Annotated in this window: 16 protein-coding genes and 2 pseudogenes; 15 read left to right on the top strand and 3 right to left on the bottom strand. The window is 51.4% G+C overall.

Translation table 11 applies throughout. The features are described 5' to 3' along the window. Positions 1-9: 9 nt before the first annotated feature. The 3 genes from tssE to tagK are packed head-to-tail and all read right to left on the bottom strand — an operon-like array spanning position 10 to position 2,214. Positions 10-504, bottom strand: a complete 495-nt coding sequence (gene tssE / locus J4614_RS12645) for a type VI secretion system baseplate subunit TssE (protein WP_000108008.1) — start codon at positions 502-504, stop codon at positions 10-12. Continuing rightward, entirely contained in the window at positions 501-1,325 is an 825-nt protein-coding gene (locus J4614_RS12640; protein ID WP_079822015.1) for a type VI secretion system accessory protein TagJ, read from the bottom strand. The genes tssE and J4614_RS12640 overlap by 4 nt, the downstream gene beginning before the upstream one ends. Continuing rightward, positions 1,312-2,214: a type VI secretion system-associated protein TagK gene (gene tagK / locus J4614_RS12635; protein ID WP_000806675.1), complete on the bottom strand. Its 903-nt coding sequence runs from the start codon at positions 2,212-2,214 to the stop codon at positions 1,312-1,314. The genes J4614_RS12640 and tagK overlap by 14 nt, the downstream gene beginning before the upstream one ends. Positions 2,215-2,581: 367 nt before the next feature. On the opposite strand from tagK, the gene tssH reads away from it, so the two are divergent. From tssH to J4614_RS12560, 15 genes and pseudogenes are all read left to right on the top strand, one after another. Then, positions 2,582-5,245, top strand: a complete 2,664-nt coding sequence (tssH, locus tag J4614_RS12630; RefSeq protein WP_079822014.1) for a type VI secretion system ATPase TssH — start codon at positions 2,582-2,584, stop codon at positions 5,243-5,245. A gap of 85 nt (positions 5,246-5,330) precedes the next feature. Further along, a complete protein-coding gene (locus J4614_RS12625; protein WP_079822013.1) occupies positions 5,331-5,621 on the top strand; it encodes a hypothetical protein in 291 nt (96 codons plus the stop codon). 61 nt (positions 5,622-5,682) lie between these two features. Beyond that, on the top strand, positions 5,683-6,225 hold the full coding sequence (gene tssB, locus J4614_RS12620; protein ID WP_000996815.1) for a type VI secretion system contractile sheath small subunit: 543 nt from the start codon (positions 5,683-5,685) through the stop codon (positions 6,223-6,225). A gap of 23 nt (positions 6,226-6,248) precedes the next feature. Beyond that, positions 6,249-7,757, top strand: coding sequence for a type VI secretion system contractile sheath large subunit (gene tssC, locus J4614_RS12615; protein WP_000013884.1), 1,509 nt, complete (start codon positions 6,249-6,251; stop codon positions 7,755-7,757). A 186-nt stretch (positions 7,758-7,943) separates the two neighbouring features. Next, complete coding sequence (locus tag J4614_RS22320) at positions 7,944-8,390, top strand: STY0301 family protein (protein WP_001602342.1); 447 nt, start codon at positions 7,944-7,946, stop codon at positions 8,388-8,390. A 253-nt stretch (positions 8,391-8,643) separates the two neighbouring features. Then, entirely contained in the window at positions 8,644-9,129 is a 486-nt protein-coding gene (locus J4614_RS12605) for an Hcp family type VI secretion system effector (protein ID WP_000312803.1), read from the top strand. A 67-nt stretch (positions 9,130-9,196) separates the two neighbouring features. Next, a pseudogene (locus J4614_RS22150) lies at positions 9,197-9,380 on the top strand (type VI secretion system lipoprotein TssJ); the annotation flags it as partial. A gap of 42 nt (positions 9,381-9,422) precedes the next feature. Next, complete coding sequence (locus J4614_RS12595) at positions 9,423-9,908, top strand: type VI secretion system amidase effector protein Tae4 (protein WP_001081548.1); 486 nt, start codon at positions 9,423-9,425, stop codon at positions 9,906-9,908. Then, positions 9,893-10,276 (top strand): type VI secretion system amidase immunity protein Tai4, encoded by a 384-nt coding sequence (locus J4614_RS12590; protein ID WP_000379083.1) that lies wholly within the window; start codon positions 9,893-9,895, stop codon positions 10,274-10,276. The genes J4614_RS12595 and J4614_RS12590 overlap by 16 nt, the downstream gene beginning before the upstream one ends. Before the next feature lie 142 nt (positions 10,277-10,418). Beyond that, positions 10,419-10,904: an Hcp family type VI secretion system effector gene (locus J4614_RS12585; protein ID WP_000119439.1), complete on the top strand. Its 486-nt coding sequence runs from the start codon at positions 10,419-10,421 to the stop codon at positions 10,902-10,904. Positions 10,905-10,970: 66 nt separating this feature from the next. Further along, entirely contained in the window at positions 10,971-11,507 is a 537-nt protein-coding gene (tssJ, locus tag J4614_RS12580; protein ID WP_080177809.1) for a type VI secretion system lipoprotein TssJ, read from the top strand. Positions 11,508-11,510: 3 nt separating this feature from the next. After that, the gene (gene tssK / locus J4614_RS12575) at positions 11,511-12,854 is read left to right on the top strand and encodes a type VI secretion system baseplate subunit TssK (protein ID WP_000118735.1); all 1,344 of its coding nucleotides are present in this window, start codon (positions 11,511-11,513) and stop codon (positions 12,852-12,854) included. Then, on the top strand, positions 12,851-14,155 hold the full coding sequence (tssL, locus tag J4614_RS12570) for a type VI secretion system protein TssL, long form (RefSeq protein ID WP_000132483.1): 1,305 nt from the start codon (positions 12,851-12,853) through the stop codon (positions 14,153-14,155). The genes tssK and tssL overlap by 4 nt, the downstream gene beginning before the upstream one ends. 4 nt (positions 14,156-14,159) lie before the next feature. Next, positions 14,160-14,933: a Rap1a/Tai family immunity protein gene (locus J4614_RS12565; RefSeq protein WP_069721355.1), complete on the top strand. Its 774-nt coding sequence runs from the start codon at positions 14,160-14,162 to the stop codon at positions 14,931-14,933. Between the two features lie 188 nt (positions 14,934-15,121). Continuing rightward, a pseudogene (locus J4614_RS12560) lies at positions 15,122-15,530 on the top strand (Shiga toxin A subunit). The last annotated feature ends 33 nt before the right edge of the window (positions 15,531-15,563 follow it).

Below are 15,563 nucleotides of genomic sequence, written 5' to 3'. Positions count from 1 at the left end.
TGCCCTGTATTAAAAGAACGTAATGCGGCTCAGTTCCATATCCAGCGCGCTGCGTACCATAAACTCCGTGGGATACGGCTGCGTCAGAATTTGTCCGCGAATTTCAAACTGTAGCGTGTTATAGCTACCCTGCCGGGTTTTATCGAGCAATGGCGTGACCCTGAGTGTGGCGGCGTTCAGCCGGGGTTCGAAACGAATAATGGCGCGCCGGATCGCCTCGCTGATATCGTCCCACTTATGCTCATACATAAAGCTGCCCGCCAGCGGCGGCAGGCCATAGTTGAGCACTGACGCCGCCGCCTGCGGATAGCGCCGGGCGTCGATGTCACCCTCGTGGCTAATGGTATTGAGCAAAAAGGAGAGATCCCGACGAATGATCTCCTTCAGTTGTACCGGCGTGACGCTGATATCCCGGTCAATTTTCTGATACGGAGCATTGTCACACAGCCGATCAAATAGGGTGGGCAGCAGGTGGTTAGCGGGTGTAAAACGAGACGTGCTCATGCGCCATCGTTTTCCTGAGCATGAAAGGTACAATGGGCCATGTCCAGCAGGCTGATATCGCCGTGGCTGGTCAGCCACACTTTCTGCCCCAGCGCCCGCACGGTGGTTTCGCCGGGGCCGTCCTGCCAGGCGGTTTCCCGGCACAGACGCAGGGCGTCAGATGCACTTTCCGAACCGCTGTAACGGGTAAAGAGCCAGGCGCCGTGCGTATCGCCATTCACCAGGGTGATATTAACGGGTTTCCACAGCAGATCGGTCAGGCGTGCCGGTTGCGGCGATTCCAGCGAGCGTATTTGCGAAAACGGCAGCCAGATATACACGCCGCCAGTGACCAGCTCAAGTACCGGGCCAAGGCGGGAATCGCTGTCGCTCGCCCAGTCAAATGCGCCGCCGTTCCACTGCCCGCCCGTGTCTGTTATGGCTTCCAGTGCGGTATTACGGTGTTTATCAACCTCACCGGTATCGTCATGACAGGCGAGTGCCGCCAGCAGTGACTCCACCCAAACGGGCTGCGGCAGAAGAAAACCGGGTCGTTGTTCACCCTGAAAAACGGTGTGGCGGAACATTTCGCAGCGAACCAGCTCCCGGTACAGCCGGGCCTCCTGGGTATAATTGGCCTCCATCCTGGCACATAGCTGAAGCTGGTGTAGCGCCCGCGACCAGTCTCCGGCCACACACAGCAACTGAAACAGGCTGTGGCGGCAGAGCGCCTTCGCCGGATTTTCCCGAACCTTCTGCTCCGCCATCTGAATCCCCTCCGCAATAGAGTATTCCTGTAGCAGCGCGGACAGGGTAGCAGGAAGCGTGTCAGTTTTTTTCATAGGCGGTATTTCCATTTTTCTGTGTCGGAGTGATTCGGTAGTGGCTATCGATGCCAATAATACGATGCTCGCGGCGGGTCAGATCGGGCAGTATCTCGCTATGTGCGGTTTTCCCCCCCAGTTCCGGCGAGAGCAGTTGTAGGATATCGGGCATTGATTCCATCGCCAGCCAGTGCATTTCACCCTCACCGGTCGTGTCCAGCGTATCCAGAATGGCATCAATACCGGGCGCGCCTGCCACCATATCCTGTAACGTGTCGGTGTCGCCCTTTTTATCGTATAACGACGTCAAATCCTGGGTGACAGCGTCTTCATTTCGGGGAAACGGTTTATCACGGAGGGGCTTTTCCTGCCCGGAGGGCCGCAATGCCTGCTGATATTCCTGGTAAAGCTGGTGTAGCGTGCTATCCGCTTCATGGCCGGTGTAAGAGGGCGCGGTTTCCCGGACGGGAATAATATCGAACGGGTTCTGCGGATTGAGCTGTTGTTGTTTAAACCAGTCCAGATCCAGGTACTCAGCAACGGATTCAGATGACTGAACCAACTGAGGAAACGAAACATCGGGACGGGACTCATCATTGGTGCGGGCAAGGCACCAGGATGACAGACCCCATTCAATCGTATCTCCATCATTCAGCCGCATACGGTGATGAGGTTCCATCACCTGCTCATTGACGGCACAGCACAGTTCATCAGAGTGATTAACAATCCACCACGCCTCTTCGTGGCGAACAAGACTGAGCGCGATATCGTCTTTCCCATGTTGCTCAAAAAGCGGAATGTAGGGGGCGGCGGCAGTAAATACGATGTATGTCCCTGCGGGATACTGTGCGTTATCCGTTATACCCTGCGACTGTATTTTCCGTAATTCCCACATGTCTTGTTTCATTATGTCCCTTAAATGTATTTATTTTTCTGGAGGAAACGTTTAGGGAGTTTTAATTCATAAATAATTTTAACTAAATTCATAGGGAGTCATTATTGATGACACCCTTTTTATTATTTTCGTCGTGAATGAATTGTTGTATGCATAGATGTCTTTTTTGAAATATTATTTCTTTTAATTCTGCAATTTCGATTTTTATCTTGCTGTTCATTGATTATTTAATATTAACGGCTTAGTTGCTAATTAGTCCCTGATCTGTATCATTGTTTTGTTTCGATATTTTTTCGATGCTATCAATAAAGAATTGTTTATATATTTATATGCATTGATGCATTATTTTTATGAATTTTTATGTCACAAGGCATAACACATGGAAACTCCTGTTTCACGCAGTGCGTTGTATGGAAAACTGGCCGGCCCACTATTCCGGTCGCTGGAATCGGCAACGGCATTTTGCAAACTACGCTCTAATCCCTGGGTTGAGCTGACTCACTGGCTGCACCAGTTAACACAGCAGCCCGATAACGATATTCTCCACGTTCTTCGGCATTACCAGATCCCTCTTTCTGATGTGGAGAAAGCGTTACTCCGGCAACTGGATATGCTGCCCGCCGGGGCCAGCGCCATTAGTGATTTTTCTCACCATATCGATCTCAGCGTTGAAAAGGCCTGGATGCTGGCGAGCGTCCGTTACGGCGATAACAAAATTCGCAGCGGCTGGTTGCTGCTGGCCTTGTTGACCACGCCAGAACTGCGTCGGGTACTGAGCAGTATCTGCGCGCCGCTGGCCACGCTTCCGGTTGATGAACTGACTGAAATACTGCCCTCGTTGATCGAAACATCGCCGGAAGCGCAGGAGCGCCCTTACGACGGCTCCGGCCTGGCATCAGCCATTCCCGGTGAAAGCAGTCAGGCGATTCCCAACGGCGGGCAGGACGGTAAATCCGCGCTGGCAAAATACTGTCAGGACATGACGGCACAGGCGCGCGACGGCAAAATCGACCCGGTGACGGGGCGTGAGCATGAAATCCGCACCATGACGGATATTCTGCTGCGCCGTCGCCAGAATAATCCACTACTGACTGGTGAGGCGGGCGTCGGGAAAACGGCGGTCGTCGAAGGTTTTGCCCTGGCGATTGCGCAGGGGGAAGTGCCGCCCGCGCTGCGGGAAGCACGGCTGCTGGCGCTGGACGTTGGCGCTCTGTTGGCCGGAGCCAGCATGAAAGGCGAGTTTGAATCGCGTCTGAAAGGGTTACTGGAAGAGGCCGGGCGCTCGCCGCAGCCGGTTATTCTGTTTGTTGATGAAGTTCACACTCTGGTGGGCGCGGGCGGCGCATCCGGCACGGGCGATGCCGCTAACCTGCTGAAACCGGCGCTGGCGCGCGGCACCCTGCGGACTATCGGCGCCACCACCTGGAGCGAATACAAGCGCCATATTGAGAAAGATCCGGCACTGACCCGGCGTTTTCAGGTGTTGCAGATTGCCGAACCGGAAGAAATCCCCGCAATGGAAATGGTGCGTGGTCTGGTGGATACGCTGGAAAAACACCATAACGTACTGATTCTGGATGAGGCGGTACGTGCGGCGGTACAGCTTTCTCACCGCTATATTCCCGCCCGGCAGTTGCCGGATAAGGCCATCAGCCTGCTGGATACCGCCGCGGCCCGCGTGGCGCTGACGCTGCACACGCCGCCTGCCAGCGTACAGTTCCTGCGCCAGCAGCTAAAAGCGGCGGAAATGGAACGGTCGCTGTTGCAGAAGCAGGAAAAAATGGGGATTCAGTCAGATGAGCGGCGCGATGTGCTGACGGCGCGAATTTTCTCGCTCAACGATGAACTGACTGCATCCGAATCCCGCTGGCAGCGGGAGCTGGAACTGGTACATACGTTGCAGAAACTGCGTCTCGCAGAGTCTGATGCTGATGACAAAACCACGCTGCAACAGGCCGAAACGGCGCTAAGGGAGTGGCAGGGCGACGCGCCGGTGGTGTTCCCGGAAGTCAGCGCGGCGGTGGTCGCGGCGATTGTCGCCGACTGGACCGGTATTCCTGCCGGGCGCATGGTGAAAGATGAGGCCAGCCAGGTGCTGGAACTGCCTGCCCGACTGGCGCAACGCGTTACCGGGCAAGACGGCGCGCTGGCGCAGATTGGTGAACGTATTCAGACCGCCAGGGCGGGACTGGGCGATCCACGCAAACCGGTGGGCGTGTTTATGCTGGCCGGGCCGTCCGGTGTCGGTAAAACCGAAACCGCGCTGGCGCTGGCGGAGGCTATCTACGGCGGTGAGCAAAACCTGGTAACCATCAATATGAGCGAGTTCCAGGAGGCTCACACAGTTTCCACGCTGAAAGGCGCGCCGCCCGGCTATGTGGGCTATGGCGAGGGTGGTGTGCTGACGGAAGCGGTGCGTCGCCACCCCTGGAGCGTAGTGCTGCTCGACGAGATCGAAAAAGCGCACCATGACGTCCATGAACTCTTCTATCAGGTGTTTGACAAGGGCGGGATGGAGGACGGTGAGGGTACACATGTCGATTTCAAAAACACCACGCTACTACTCACCACCAACGTGGGTTCCGACCTCATCAGCCAGATGTGTGAAGATCCGGCTTTAATGCCCGATGCTACGGGGCTTAAAGAGGCGCTAATGCCGGAATTACGCAAGCATTTCCCGGCGGCATTTCTGGGCCGCGTGACGGTGATCCCTTACCTGCCGCTGGACGAAACGTCGCGTGGCGTGATTGCCCGTCTGCACCTTGACCGACTGGTGGCGCGGATGGGTGAACAGCACGGCGTGATGCTGACGTATAGCGAGGAACTGGTCGCACATATTGTGGCGTGCTGTCCAATGCATGAAACGGGCGCGCGGTTGCTGATTGGCTACATCGAGCAGCACATTCTGCCACGACTGTCGCGCTACTGGTTGCAGGCCATGACGGAAAAAGCCGCTATCAGGCAGATTGATATCGGCGTTAATGGTGATGAGCAGATTGTTTTTGAGACAACCTCGCAGGAGGGAATATGCCAAAAGAGTTAAGTGGTGCGCAGTGGGTTTATGGCGTGACTAAGTTTGTCGGCGGAAATACAGATAAACCCCACTGGTCAATTGATGGGCATTAAATATGACATTACGTTACCCGGCGTTATTGACTCCTTTGCTAATGATGTTCGCTTTCAGTGTTCATGGCGAACCGCCTTTACCACAGGATGTGCAGCATTTTCTGAGCAATGCAGAGATGTGCCAGCATCTGGCCGGCGAATGGGACAGTTCTTTACCGGAAGAGGATAAAAAAGTCATAGAAAAGGGCATTAATACCTGGTGCGCTCCGGCGAAAAAAGCACTTCCTGGGTTACGGGAAAAGTACAAAGAAAACAAAGAGATTATAAAAAAACTCTCTGAGTATGATTTTTAAACTGTGCCGTTGCACCGCTGTCCGGGCGGTCGTCGGTAGATTGATAAGGAAATGAAAGAGTATGGCTATCAACAATAGCGCGCAGAAATTCATCGCGCGCAACCGCGCGCCGCGCGTGCAGATTGAATATGACGTAGAGATTTACGGTTCCGAGAAAAAAATCGAGCTGCCGTTCGTGATGGCGGTGCTGGCCGATCTGGCCGGGAAACCGCGGGAAGAACTGCCGCCAGTGACGGATCGCAAATTCCTCGATATTGATATTGATAACTTCAATGAGCGCATGAAAGCCATTGCGCCGCGCGTGGCGTTCGCTGTGCCGAATACGCTGACGGGTGAAGGTCAGTTGATGGTCGATATCACGCTGGAAAATATGGACGACTTTTCGCCGGCACAGATTGCCCGCAAGGTGGACGCCCTGAACCAGTTACTGGAAGCCCGCACTCAACTGGCGAACCTCCAGACCTACATGGATGGCAAGGCCGGGGCGGAAAATCTGGTCAATAAACTGTTGCAGGACCCGACCCTGCTGAAAACGCTGGCGAATGCGCCGAAACCGGCCGCTACCCAGCAAGGTGTGTCAGCGGATAATGAATCAGCGGAATAACGTCGAATTTTTAAGGAATTTTCATGGCAAACAGTAATATGCAGGCAACCGACGCGGTTGCTCAGGATACCGTCTCCGCATCCGGTGAATTTGATGCGTTGCTGAATCAGGCCTTCCGACCCAAGACTACCCAGGCGGCAAAAGCCGTGGAAGCCGCGGTGCAGACGCTGGCGCAACAGGCGCTGGCGAACACGATCACCGTCAGCGATGACGCTTATAAAAGCATCAGCGCTATTATTGCGCAGATCGACTTTAAACTGACCGAACAGATCAAACTGATTCTGCAACATCCCGACTGGCAGAAGCTGGAATCCTCCTGGCGCGGTATGGAGCATCTGGTTTACAACACCGAGACCGACGAAAAGCTGAAAATCCGCTTCATGAATCTGTCAAAAGATGAATTGCGGCGCAACATGAAGCGTTACAAGGGCATCGCCTGGGATCAAAGCCCGATGTTCAAGAAACTGTATGAAGCCGAATACGGCCAGTTAGGTGGCGAACCTTATGGCTGTATCATTGCGGATTACTACTTCGACCATACACCGCCCGATGTGGATCTGCTTGGCTCTATCGCCAAAGTCGCCGCGTCGGCCCATGCGCCGTTTATTGCCGGGGCTTCCCCCTCGGTACTGCAAATGGACTCCTGGCAGGAGCTGGCGAATCCCCGCGACCTGACCAAAATCGTCACCCAGAACCTGGAATATGCGCCGTGGAACTCGCTGCGGGCTAGCGAAGACTCCCGTTATATTGGCCTGACGATGCCGCGTTTTCTTGCCCGCCTGCCGTATGGCGCAAAAACCAACCCGGTGGACGAGTTTGATTTTGAAGAAGATGCGGATGGTTCTGACCATACCAAATACGTCTGGAGCAACGCGGCCTACGCGATGGGCGTAAACATCAACCGCTCCTTCAAACACTACGGCTGGTGTACGTTGATTCGCGGTGTGGAATCAGGCGGTGCGGTGGAAAATCTTCCCTGCCATACCTTCCCGACTGACGATGGCGGCGTGGACATGAAATGCCCGACCGAAATCGCCATCTCTGACCGCCGCGAGGCTGAACTGGCGAAAAACGGTTTTATCCCGTTGATCCACCGTAAAAACTCAGACTATGCCGCCTTTATCGGTGCACAGTCGCTGCAAAAACCACAGGAATACTACGATCCGGACGCGACGGCCAACGCTAACCTGTCTGCCCGTCTGCCGTACCTGTTCGCCTGCTCGCGCTTCGCGCACTTCCTCAAATGTATCGTCCGCGACAAAATCGGTTCCTTTAAAGAGCGCGAGGATATGCAGCGCTGGCTAAATGAATGGATTATGAATTACGTCGACGCCGATCCGGTTAACTCCTCGCAAGAAACTAAAGCCCGTCGTCCGCTGGCTGCCGCTGAAGTAGTGGTGGAAGAGGTGGAAGGCAATCCAGGTTATTACGACGCGAAATTCTTCCTGCGTCCGCATTTCCAGCTTGAAGGGCTGACGGGATCGCTGCGCCTGGTGACAAAACTGCCGTCAGTGAAGCAGGGCAATGCCTGATGCATTTATTTTGTGAATGTTTAAGCGAGTGAAGTCAGAGAAGATAGAGAATATAAAGAGGGATATGAAGAAAAGAATTTCGTCTCGCCCACGGTCTCGTAAAGGTGGGTACGTAATGATGACACATATCCGAATGCCAGTAACAATGCCGAAGCTTTTTATATCATTGAGTAGGAAATACATATTATGACCATAAGCCCAACTTTTCATCTGTTACCTGGTATTGTTCTGCTCTTTTCACAATATGCTGTAGCCTGGGAAGTCAGTTGCCCGGCTGTTATTGATACTCAGTCTTCTGCTGTGAGCCTGAAGTCTGATGTCCCAGCGGCGTGGCAGCTTTCTCCCCGATATATGTCGCGTTTATGGTTAAGTAGTATTGGGGTAACGCAGGGTAAACCTGAAAACCTGATGGATCTCAAACCAGAGACTAAAAAAGTAAACGGTGAAAATTGGTCTGTATGGGAAACAGAACGTGTTAGCGATAAAGAAACCGATCGCTATTGGGTTTCGTGTATTTATGGTCATGAACAGATATGGTTGACGCAACCAATACCTGCTTCTTCTACTCGCTGTAAGACTCGTAATTTTGAGGGATCGCCAGAAGACCAGTCTGTATCTTTTATCTGTAATTAGCGATTTGAGACGTGAAAATTTCAGTACAGGTTATGGTTTTTATTATCGGAAGTTATGAAGCATTATTTATATGCATTAAATAATGCAAATTCATAAAATAACTAAATACATTATCGGTACCGGAAAAATATACAGTCCTCTGTTCTCCTGAAGTTATTGGAGAAGGATTCTGTACGGCAATGATTTATCTATAAACAAAAAGATATAGATAAAATCAGGTTTATTTTAAGTAAAACTTAATAAGGATATAAAAATGGCTTATGACATTTTTTTGAAAATTGACGGCATTGATGGCGAGTCAATGGATGACAAACACAAAAATGAAATTGAAGTACTGAGCTGGCGCTGGAATATCCATCAGGAATCCACCATGCACGCCGGTAGCGGCCTCGGCTCCGGTAAGGTCTCCGTCACCAACCTGGATTTTGATCACTATATCGACCGCGCCAGCCCGAACCTGTTCAAATACTGCGCCTCCGGCAAGCACATTCCGCAGGCCATTCTGGTTATGCGTAAGGCTGGCGGCAATCCGCTGGAGTACCTCAAGTATACCTTCACCGACCTGATTGTCGCCGTGGTTTCCCCGAGCGGCAGCCACAATGGTGAAATCGCCTCCCGTGAAACGGTAGAGCTTTCTTTCAGCACCGTGAAGCAGGAATACGTGGTGCAGAACCAGCAGGGCGGCAGCGGCGGCACTATCACCGCAGGTTACGACTTCAAGGCGAACAAAGAAATTTAACGGCTGTTTTTCCGGCCAGATGTTATGTCTGGCTGGTTTTATTGTTTTGATTTTAAAGGAATTTACAGTGAATAAATGGCGTAACCCACTCGGTGGTTATGTGCGGTAGCTATGCCTTTTGCACTGCTCCTGCTTTCCGGATGCGGCCGCTACCTGACCCCTAATCGCAGCGGCCTGGCCTGAGCGTGAAAGCGTTTTACAAGGTGAATTCTGACAATCAGAAGAAAGCGGCGTCCATGAAGATACGTGTTGAGAATTAATGAGCTACACAGAATTTTTAGAGGGTAAGCAAAATGAACAGACCTTCATTCAATGAAGCGTGGCTGGCTTTTAGGAAGGTGAATCATTCCGTCGCTGATGTGGGTAGCATTATTGGTGGAAACGTTGGGAAAAATATAACTGGTGGTTATTTTCAAAATGCCTGTCCTATTCGAATGAGCTATGTTTTGAATGCGACAGGATTCCCAATAGCCCGTAACTCCCCGTATGCAAAGGTTAGTGGTGCCGATAATAAATTCTATATTTATCGCGTGAATGATATGATTGATCATCTTACTCATAATATGGGCAAGCCTGATCTTATTGTTAATAATCCGAAACAGAGTGACTTTATAGGGAAGAAAGGAATTATCGTAGTAAAAGGGCATGGCTGGAGCAATGCCAGAGGACACGTTACATTATGGAATGGCAGTATCTGTTCAGATCAGTGCCACTTATTAAATGACCCAGATAATGGACCATTTGTTCCTGAAGTTGGGACTCTGTGGATACTGCCATGAAATGGTTAATATTAGTTACTTTCAGCATAAGTGGAATGCTGGTATGGCAGCCATCTTTTGCACAAGAAGCATTGACCACACAATATTCACAGTCGGAACTCTTAAAAAATTGGGCGCTGAGTCATTGTCTGGCATTAGTATACAAAGATGATGTCGTTAAAAACGATGCCAGAGCTACGGCCAGTGCTTACCTTGAATATGGTAAACAATCTGTGGAGATTTATCATGAAATTGATGAGATTGCGAAAAAATATTCAGGGTTGAAATATAATGGCTCGATATCATCAGATTTTAATACCATGAAGTGCATAGATTTTATCCACGACAGTGAGTTAAATGAATTAATTGAAAGGCGTGTCGAGAAGTAAAATTCAAAGATATTAAAAGCATATGTTCTCTTGCTCTGATGAATTTATGGGTAATAGAGAGCTGTACAGTAATAGTTAATCTGTTCACCTAATAAAGCAGATAAATCAGGGCTTTATTTAGGTAGTTAAAAGGATAGTAGATATGTCTTATGATATTTTTCTGAAAATTGACGGCATCGACGGTGAGTCGATGGATGACAAACACAAAAATGAAATTGAAGTACTGAGCTGGCGCTGGAATATCCATCAGGAATCCACCATGCACGCCGGTAGCGGTCTCGGTTCCGGTAAAGTATCTGTTACTCATCTTTCATTTGAACATTACATCGATCGCGCCAGCCCGAACCTGTTCAAATACTGCTCTTCCGGCAAGCACATTCCGCAGGCCATTCTGGTTATGCGTAAGGCTGGCGGCAATCCGCTGGAGTACCTCAAGTACACCTTCACAGATCTGATTATTGCAATGGTATCGCCCAGCGGAAGCCAGGGAGGGGAAATTGCGTCTCGCGAATCAATTGAGCTCTCCTTCAGCACCGTGAAACAGGAATACGTGGTGCAGAACCAGCAGGGCGGCAGCGGCGGCACCATCACCGCAGGCTACGACTTCAAGGCCAACAAAGAAATTTAACGGTTGTTTTTCCGGCCAGATTTATATCTGGCCGGATTTATTGTTTTGATTTTAAAGGAATTTACAGTGAATAAATGGCGTAACCCCACTCGGCGGTTATGTGCGGTAGCTATGCCTTTTGCACTGCTCCTGCTTTCCGGATGCGGCAGTAGCGATGCGTTACCTGACCTCGAATCACAGCGACTCGACCTGAGCGTGAAAGCCTCTGATAAGGTGAATCCTGACAATCAGAAGAAGGCCGCGCCCATTGAGATACGTGTTTATGAACTAAAAAATGACGCCGCTTTCACGACAGCTGATTACTGGTCGCTCCATGACAACGACAAATCCGTCCTTACCGACGATTTAGTGCGTCGCGACAGCTTTATTTTGCGTCCCGGCGAAGAGAAAAAACTGCGTCGCCCGCTGAATGCGCAGACCACGGCAATCGGCGTACTGGCCGGATACCGTAACCTGGCCAAATCGGTCTGGCGGGTAACCTACAAAATCCCGGAAGCCCCGGAAAAAGCCTGGTACAGCAACTTCGTACCGGGGAAAGGAAAAGTGCAGTTGGATGCGGAACTGGAACAAAGCGCTATTGTAATTACGGAACGGGATAAATGAATTATGAGCTGGAATGACCGCGTAGTCTGGAGTGAAGGACAATTTTTACTGCCGCAGATGTTTCAGCAGCAAGAGCGTTATCTGGAACACGTCATGCATTACCGCAGCCTGCCGCTGACCCCCTTTTTCTGGGGATTCAGCCACTACAATATTGATGGCGAAGCGCTGAACATCGGTAAACTGATACTGAAAGAGGCATCAGGGATTTTTCCTGACGGTACGCCGTTTAACGCACCGGACCATACCCCGCTGCCGCCGCCGCTGACCATCCTGCCGGAGCACCTGAACCAGCAGATTTGTCTGGCGGTACCGGTACGCGCGCCGAACAGCGAAGAAACTACGTTTGACAATAACCCGGAATCACTGGCGCGTTTCTCGGTACACGAACACGACATCCGCGACGCCAACTCGCTGGGACGTGGCGCGCAGTTATTACAGCTCAGTCATCTGCGCCTGCGGCTGCTGCCGGAAAAGGCGGTGACGGGCGCCTGGATTGGCCTGCCGTTGACCCGCATCACCGGGTTGAACCCTGACGGGCGGATAGATATCGACCACGACCTGATCCCGCCCATCATTAATTATCAGGCCAGTTCACTGATGTGTACCTGGCTGTCGTGGATCAACGATCTCATCCGGATGCGGGCCGATTCGCTGGCGGAACGGCTGACCGGCAGCGACAGCCACGGCCATGAAGCAGCAGAGGTCTCCGATTACCTGCTGCTGCAAATTCTCAATCGCTTTGAGCCGCTGTTGATTCACCTGGCGAAAACCCCGCTGGCCCCGGAAGTGTTGTATCGCTACCTGTCCGAACTGGCCGGGGAACTCTCCACCTATGTGCGTCCACAAACGCGACGGCCCGCTGAATACAAAGAGTACAAACACCTGACGCCCTATGCCGGGTTGAAATCACTGGTCGATGAGGTGCAGTTCCTGCTGAACGCGGTACTGATCCGGGGCGCGCAGCGCATCGAGCTGAAAGAGGGGACTTACGGCATCCTGAATGCGGTGGTAGCCCCTTCCGATCTTGCCGATTTCAGCACGCTGGTACTGGCGATAAAGGCTTCAATGCCGACCGATGTGCTACTGCAACATTTTGCCGCCCAGACCAAAATCGGGCCATCCGATCGCCTGCCGGAACTGATCCGCTCGCATCTGCCGGGGCTGGCTTTGCAGGTTTTGCCTGTACCACCGCGCCAAATCCCGTTTCAGGCCGGATACATCTATTACGACATCCGCCGCGAGGGAGCATTGTGGGAACACATTGCCCGTTACGGCGGGATGGCCATGCACACCGCCGGGGAATTTCCGGGGCTGGAGACAGAACTGTGGGGAGTGCGCGATAAATGACAGACAGTACCCTGACGCCGCCAGCGGCGGACATGATGTCCTTTTTGTCCACCACGCCGGAACATAAGGACAGTGAATATGAAACGCCGGTACACACCAGCCAGCGCACGGAACTCAATGTCATCGTTGAAGACGGTCCGGACAGCAAACTCCGGCTGGCTGAAATCAGCGCGGCGGCTAACCCGTTGCTCGCCGCTGCCCGGCCTTTATTGTGCGCTCTCGCAGCCATGCCCGCTAAACTGGATGCGGCCCTGGTAGAGCCTTACCGTAATCTGCTGGTACGCGAGATGCATCTGTACCAGACATTATGCGATCAGGCGAACCTGCGGCGCGAGCACGTACTGGCGGTACGTTACTGCCTGTGTACGGCGCTTGATGAAGCCGCCAATAACACAACCTGGGGACGGCGCGGCGTCTGGGCCGGAAAAAGCCTGCTGGTAACATTTCATGGTGAAAGCGAAGGCGGGATAAAACTTTTCCAGATCATCGGGCGTCTGGCGGCCAGCTTCCAGGAACATGGCAACGTACTGGAGGTTATCTACCACCTGCTGGGGTTGGGATTTGAAGGCCGCTACAGCGTGCAGCCAGACGGGCGTAAGCAACTGGACAATATTCGCCAGCAACTGCTGACACAGCTTTCACAGCGTCGCGATCCGGTTATGCCCGCGCTCTCGCCTGACTTTCAGGGGGCGATAAGCGGACGACTGCGGCGGATGCGCCGGGTGCCGGTCTGGCTGAGCGCCGGGATAGCCCTGTTGGCGATGCTGACGCTGTTTGGCCTTTACAGCCACCGGATGGATGTGCAGACCGTCACCGTACAACAGCATATTGATGCGATTGGTATAAAACTGCCGCCGCCGCCCGTGCCGGTTCATAAGCTGCGGCTGAAAATCCTGCTGGCAAACGAAATCGCCCGTGGCCTGCTGACCGTGGACGAAGATGACCAGCACAGTAGGGTGGTCTTCCGTGGCGACGCCATGTTTGTACCGGGACAAAAAACGGTGAGTGACGCAATCCGGCCAGTGATTAACAAAGCGGCGCGGGAAATCGCCCGCGTGGGCGGCGCAGTCACTGTAACGGGTCACACTGACAGCCAGCCCATTCATTCGGCTGAATTCCCATCCAACCTGGTGCTGTCGGAAAAACGGGCGGCGGAAGTTGCGGCGTTGCTGACCTCCGGCGGCGTACCTGCCGGACGGGTACATATCGTCGGCAAGGGCGATACGGTACCGGTGGCGGATAACGGCAGTAAAGCCGGGCGGGCGAAAAACCGTCGGGTGGAAATTCTGGTAGTGGAGTGAATGAATGATAAAAAAATCGACCTATGATGTGTCTCATCATTCGGCAATATGTGGCGTGACGGGGGATTATTATCGGATCTCAGCGACATATCACATAAAACGATCTATCCGTGTTTTTTTGATCATTTTATGTTGTTTATTACCCGGTGGCGTTTTTGCCGGGTCCCTGATTAACGCAGGATTAATTTCCCCCGATAATGTCAACCTCAGTATACGGGATTTTCTGGGATTTTATGCCAGTGATAACGTACAGGAAAAAGATAATACACTGATGTATGTGTTGGGGGTAGCGGATGCCACAGAAGGTAAGACGTGGTGTGGATATGGTCAGGTTGACAGTATAACAATAAACCATACTGTGCTGGCCTGGCTTGATCGGTACTCTGTGAAAAAGCCTGATGCAAGAGCTTCGGTGCTGATAGAGGAAGCATTAGTTAAAAATTTCCCCTGTCAGGGGACTGAACCCTCCGTAAAAATTGCTTCCCGGTCATCTCCTGTGTTATCCCTGACGCCGGATGCGCTTAATCTTTCAGGTAATGACTTTTTTAAATTTTGGGTATCTGGTAATCAACTGGATAAACTCAGAGCGGGTATCTATCTGCTTGGCGTGGAGGATGCAACGGAGAAAAAACTATGGTGTGGATACGATTTATTTAAGACGCTAACATTAAATGAAATTGTCTATGTTTCTCTTAAAAATAAAACCAATGAGGAACTGAATTCTCGCGCGGCTGAACTTATCATAAATAAATTAATAGAGTATCCCTGTAATATATAAAATCATTCAAGTTGCATCAAGGCGGCAAGGGAGTGAATCCCCAGGAACGTACATTAGTTCGTGACTGGGGTGAGCGAGGAAAGCCAACACACATGCAGCCTGAAGTATGACAGGTATACCCTGTGATAATGTTATCGCTGCCAGTTCAGATAAAGTCTTGGTGGTAAAGGATTGATATGTTTAAGGTGATGGTCTGTCTGTTGGTGGGTATTCCTGCCATTTCTTATGCGCAGGATTATGGGTGTGCTACGGTTGGAGCATCAATGGAGTCATCGTTATTTGATGCCATAAAAAATGACCTGAATATAGATGTCGCTACTATTATAAAGGATAAAACAAAGTGTATCTAAGGTCTATGCAGAATCTCTGGCCAGGATGGATTATGAAAAAGATAAGGCCAAAAATAAAGTGGCAATATTAGATAAAAAATCCTATTCCGATAGTTACTATGAAAATCAGGTTAAATCTATCGTGGCAAAATATACCTATATTAACAAAGATAAAGAAAAAGATATTTTCATTGCATCCAGCTTCATGAATGCTGATGAGTGTTCTGTAAGATTTAATGGTTATATTACTTTATCCAGGGAATTTTAAAATATTGATTATTGGGTGGCGAGTCGAAATATA

Source organism: Salmonella sp. 32031103-2018-00083-FB-01-SM-01, assembly GCF_017571995.1.
Taxonomy (GTDB): Bacteria; Pseudomonadota; Gammaproteobacteria; order Enterobacterales; family Enterobacteriaceae; genus Salmonella; species Salmonella enterica.
The sequence above is the reverse complement of the archived record's forward strand: the minus strand, read 5'-3'. Positions and strand labels throughout refer to the sequence as shown.

What these genes read in the sequence shown, in the direction of transcription:
- tssE (WP_000108008.1), bottom strand. Translation starts at nt 504, where the DNA reads ATGAGCACGTCTCGTTTTACACCCGCTAACCACCTGCTGCCCACCCTA.
- J4614_RS12640 (WP_079822015.1), bottom strand. Translation starts at nt 1,325, where the DNA reads ATGAAAAAAACTGACACGCTTCCTGCTACCCTGTCCGCGCTGCTACAG.
- tagK (WP_000806675.1), bottom strand. Translation starts at nt 2,214, where the DNA reads ATGAAACAAGACATGTGGGAATTACGGAAAATACAGTCGCAGGGTATA.
- tssH (WP_079822014.1), top strand. Translation starts at nt 2,582, where the DNA reads ATGGAAACTCCTGTTTCACGCAGTGCGTTGTATGGAAAACTGGCCGGC.
- J4614_RS12625 (WP_079822013.1), top strand. Translation starts at nt 5,331, where the DNA reads ATGACATTACGTTACCCGGCGTTATTGACTCCTTTGCTAATGATGTTC.
- tssB (WP_000996815.1), top strand. Translation starts at nt 5,683, where the DNA reads ATGGCTATCAACAATAGCGCGCAGAAATTCATCGCGCGCAACCGCGCG.
- tssC (WP_000013884.1), top strand. Translation starts at nt 6,249, where the DNA reads ATGGCAAACAGTAATATGCAGGCAACCGACGCGGTTGCTCAGGATACC.
- J4614_RS22320 (WP_001602342.1), top strand. Translation starts at nt 7,944, where the DNA reads ATGACCATAAGCCCAACTTTTCATCTGTTACCTGGTATTGTTCTGCTC.
- J4614_RS12605 (WP_000312803.1), top strand. Translation starts at nt 8,644, where the DNA reads ATGGCTTATGACATTTTTTTGAAAATTGACGGCATTGATGGCGAGTCA.
- J4614_RS12595 (WP_001081548.1), top strand. Translation starts at nt 9,423, where the DNA reads ATGAACAGACCTTCATTCAATGAAGCGTGGCTGGCTTTTAGGAAGGTG.
- J4614_RS12585 (WP_000119439.1), top strand. Translation starts at nt 10,419, where the DNA reads ATGTCTTATGATATTTTTCTGAAAATTGACGGCATCGACGGTGAGTCG.
- tssK (WP_000118735.1), top strand. Translation starts at nt 11,511, where the DNA reads ATGAGCTGGAATGACCGCGTAGTCTGGAGTGAAGGACAATTTTTACTG.
- tssL (WP_000132483.1), top strand. Translation starts at nt 12,851, where the DNA reads ATGACAGACAGTACCCTGACGCCGCCAGCGGCGGACATGATGTCCTTT.
- J4614_RS12565 (WP_069721355.1), top strand. Translation starts at nt 14,160, where the DNA reads ATGATAAAAAAATCGACCTATGATGTGTCTCATCATTCGGCAATATGT.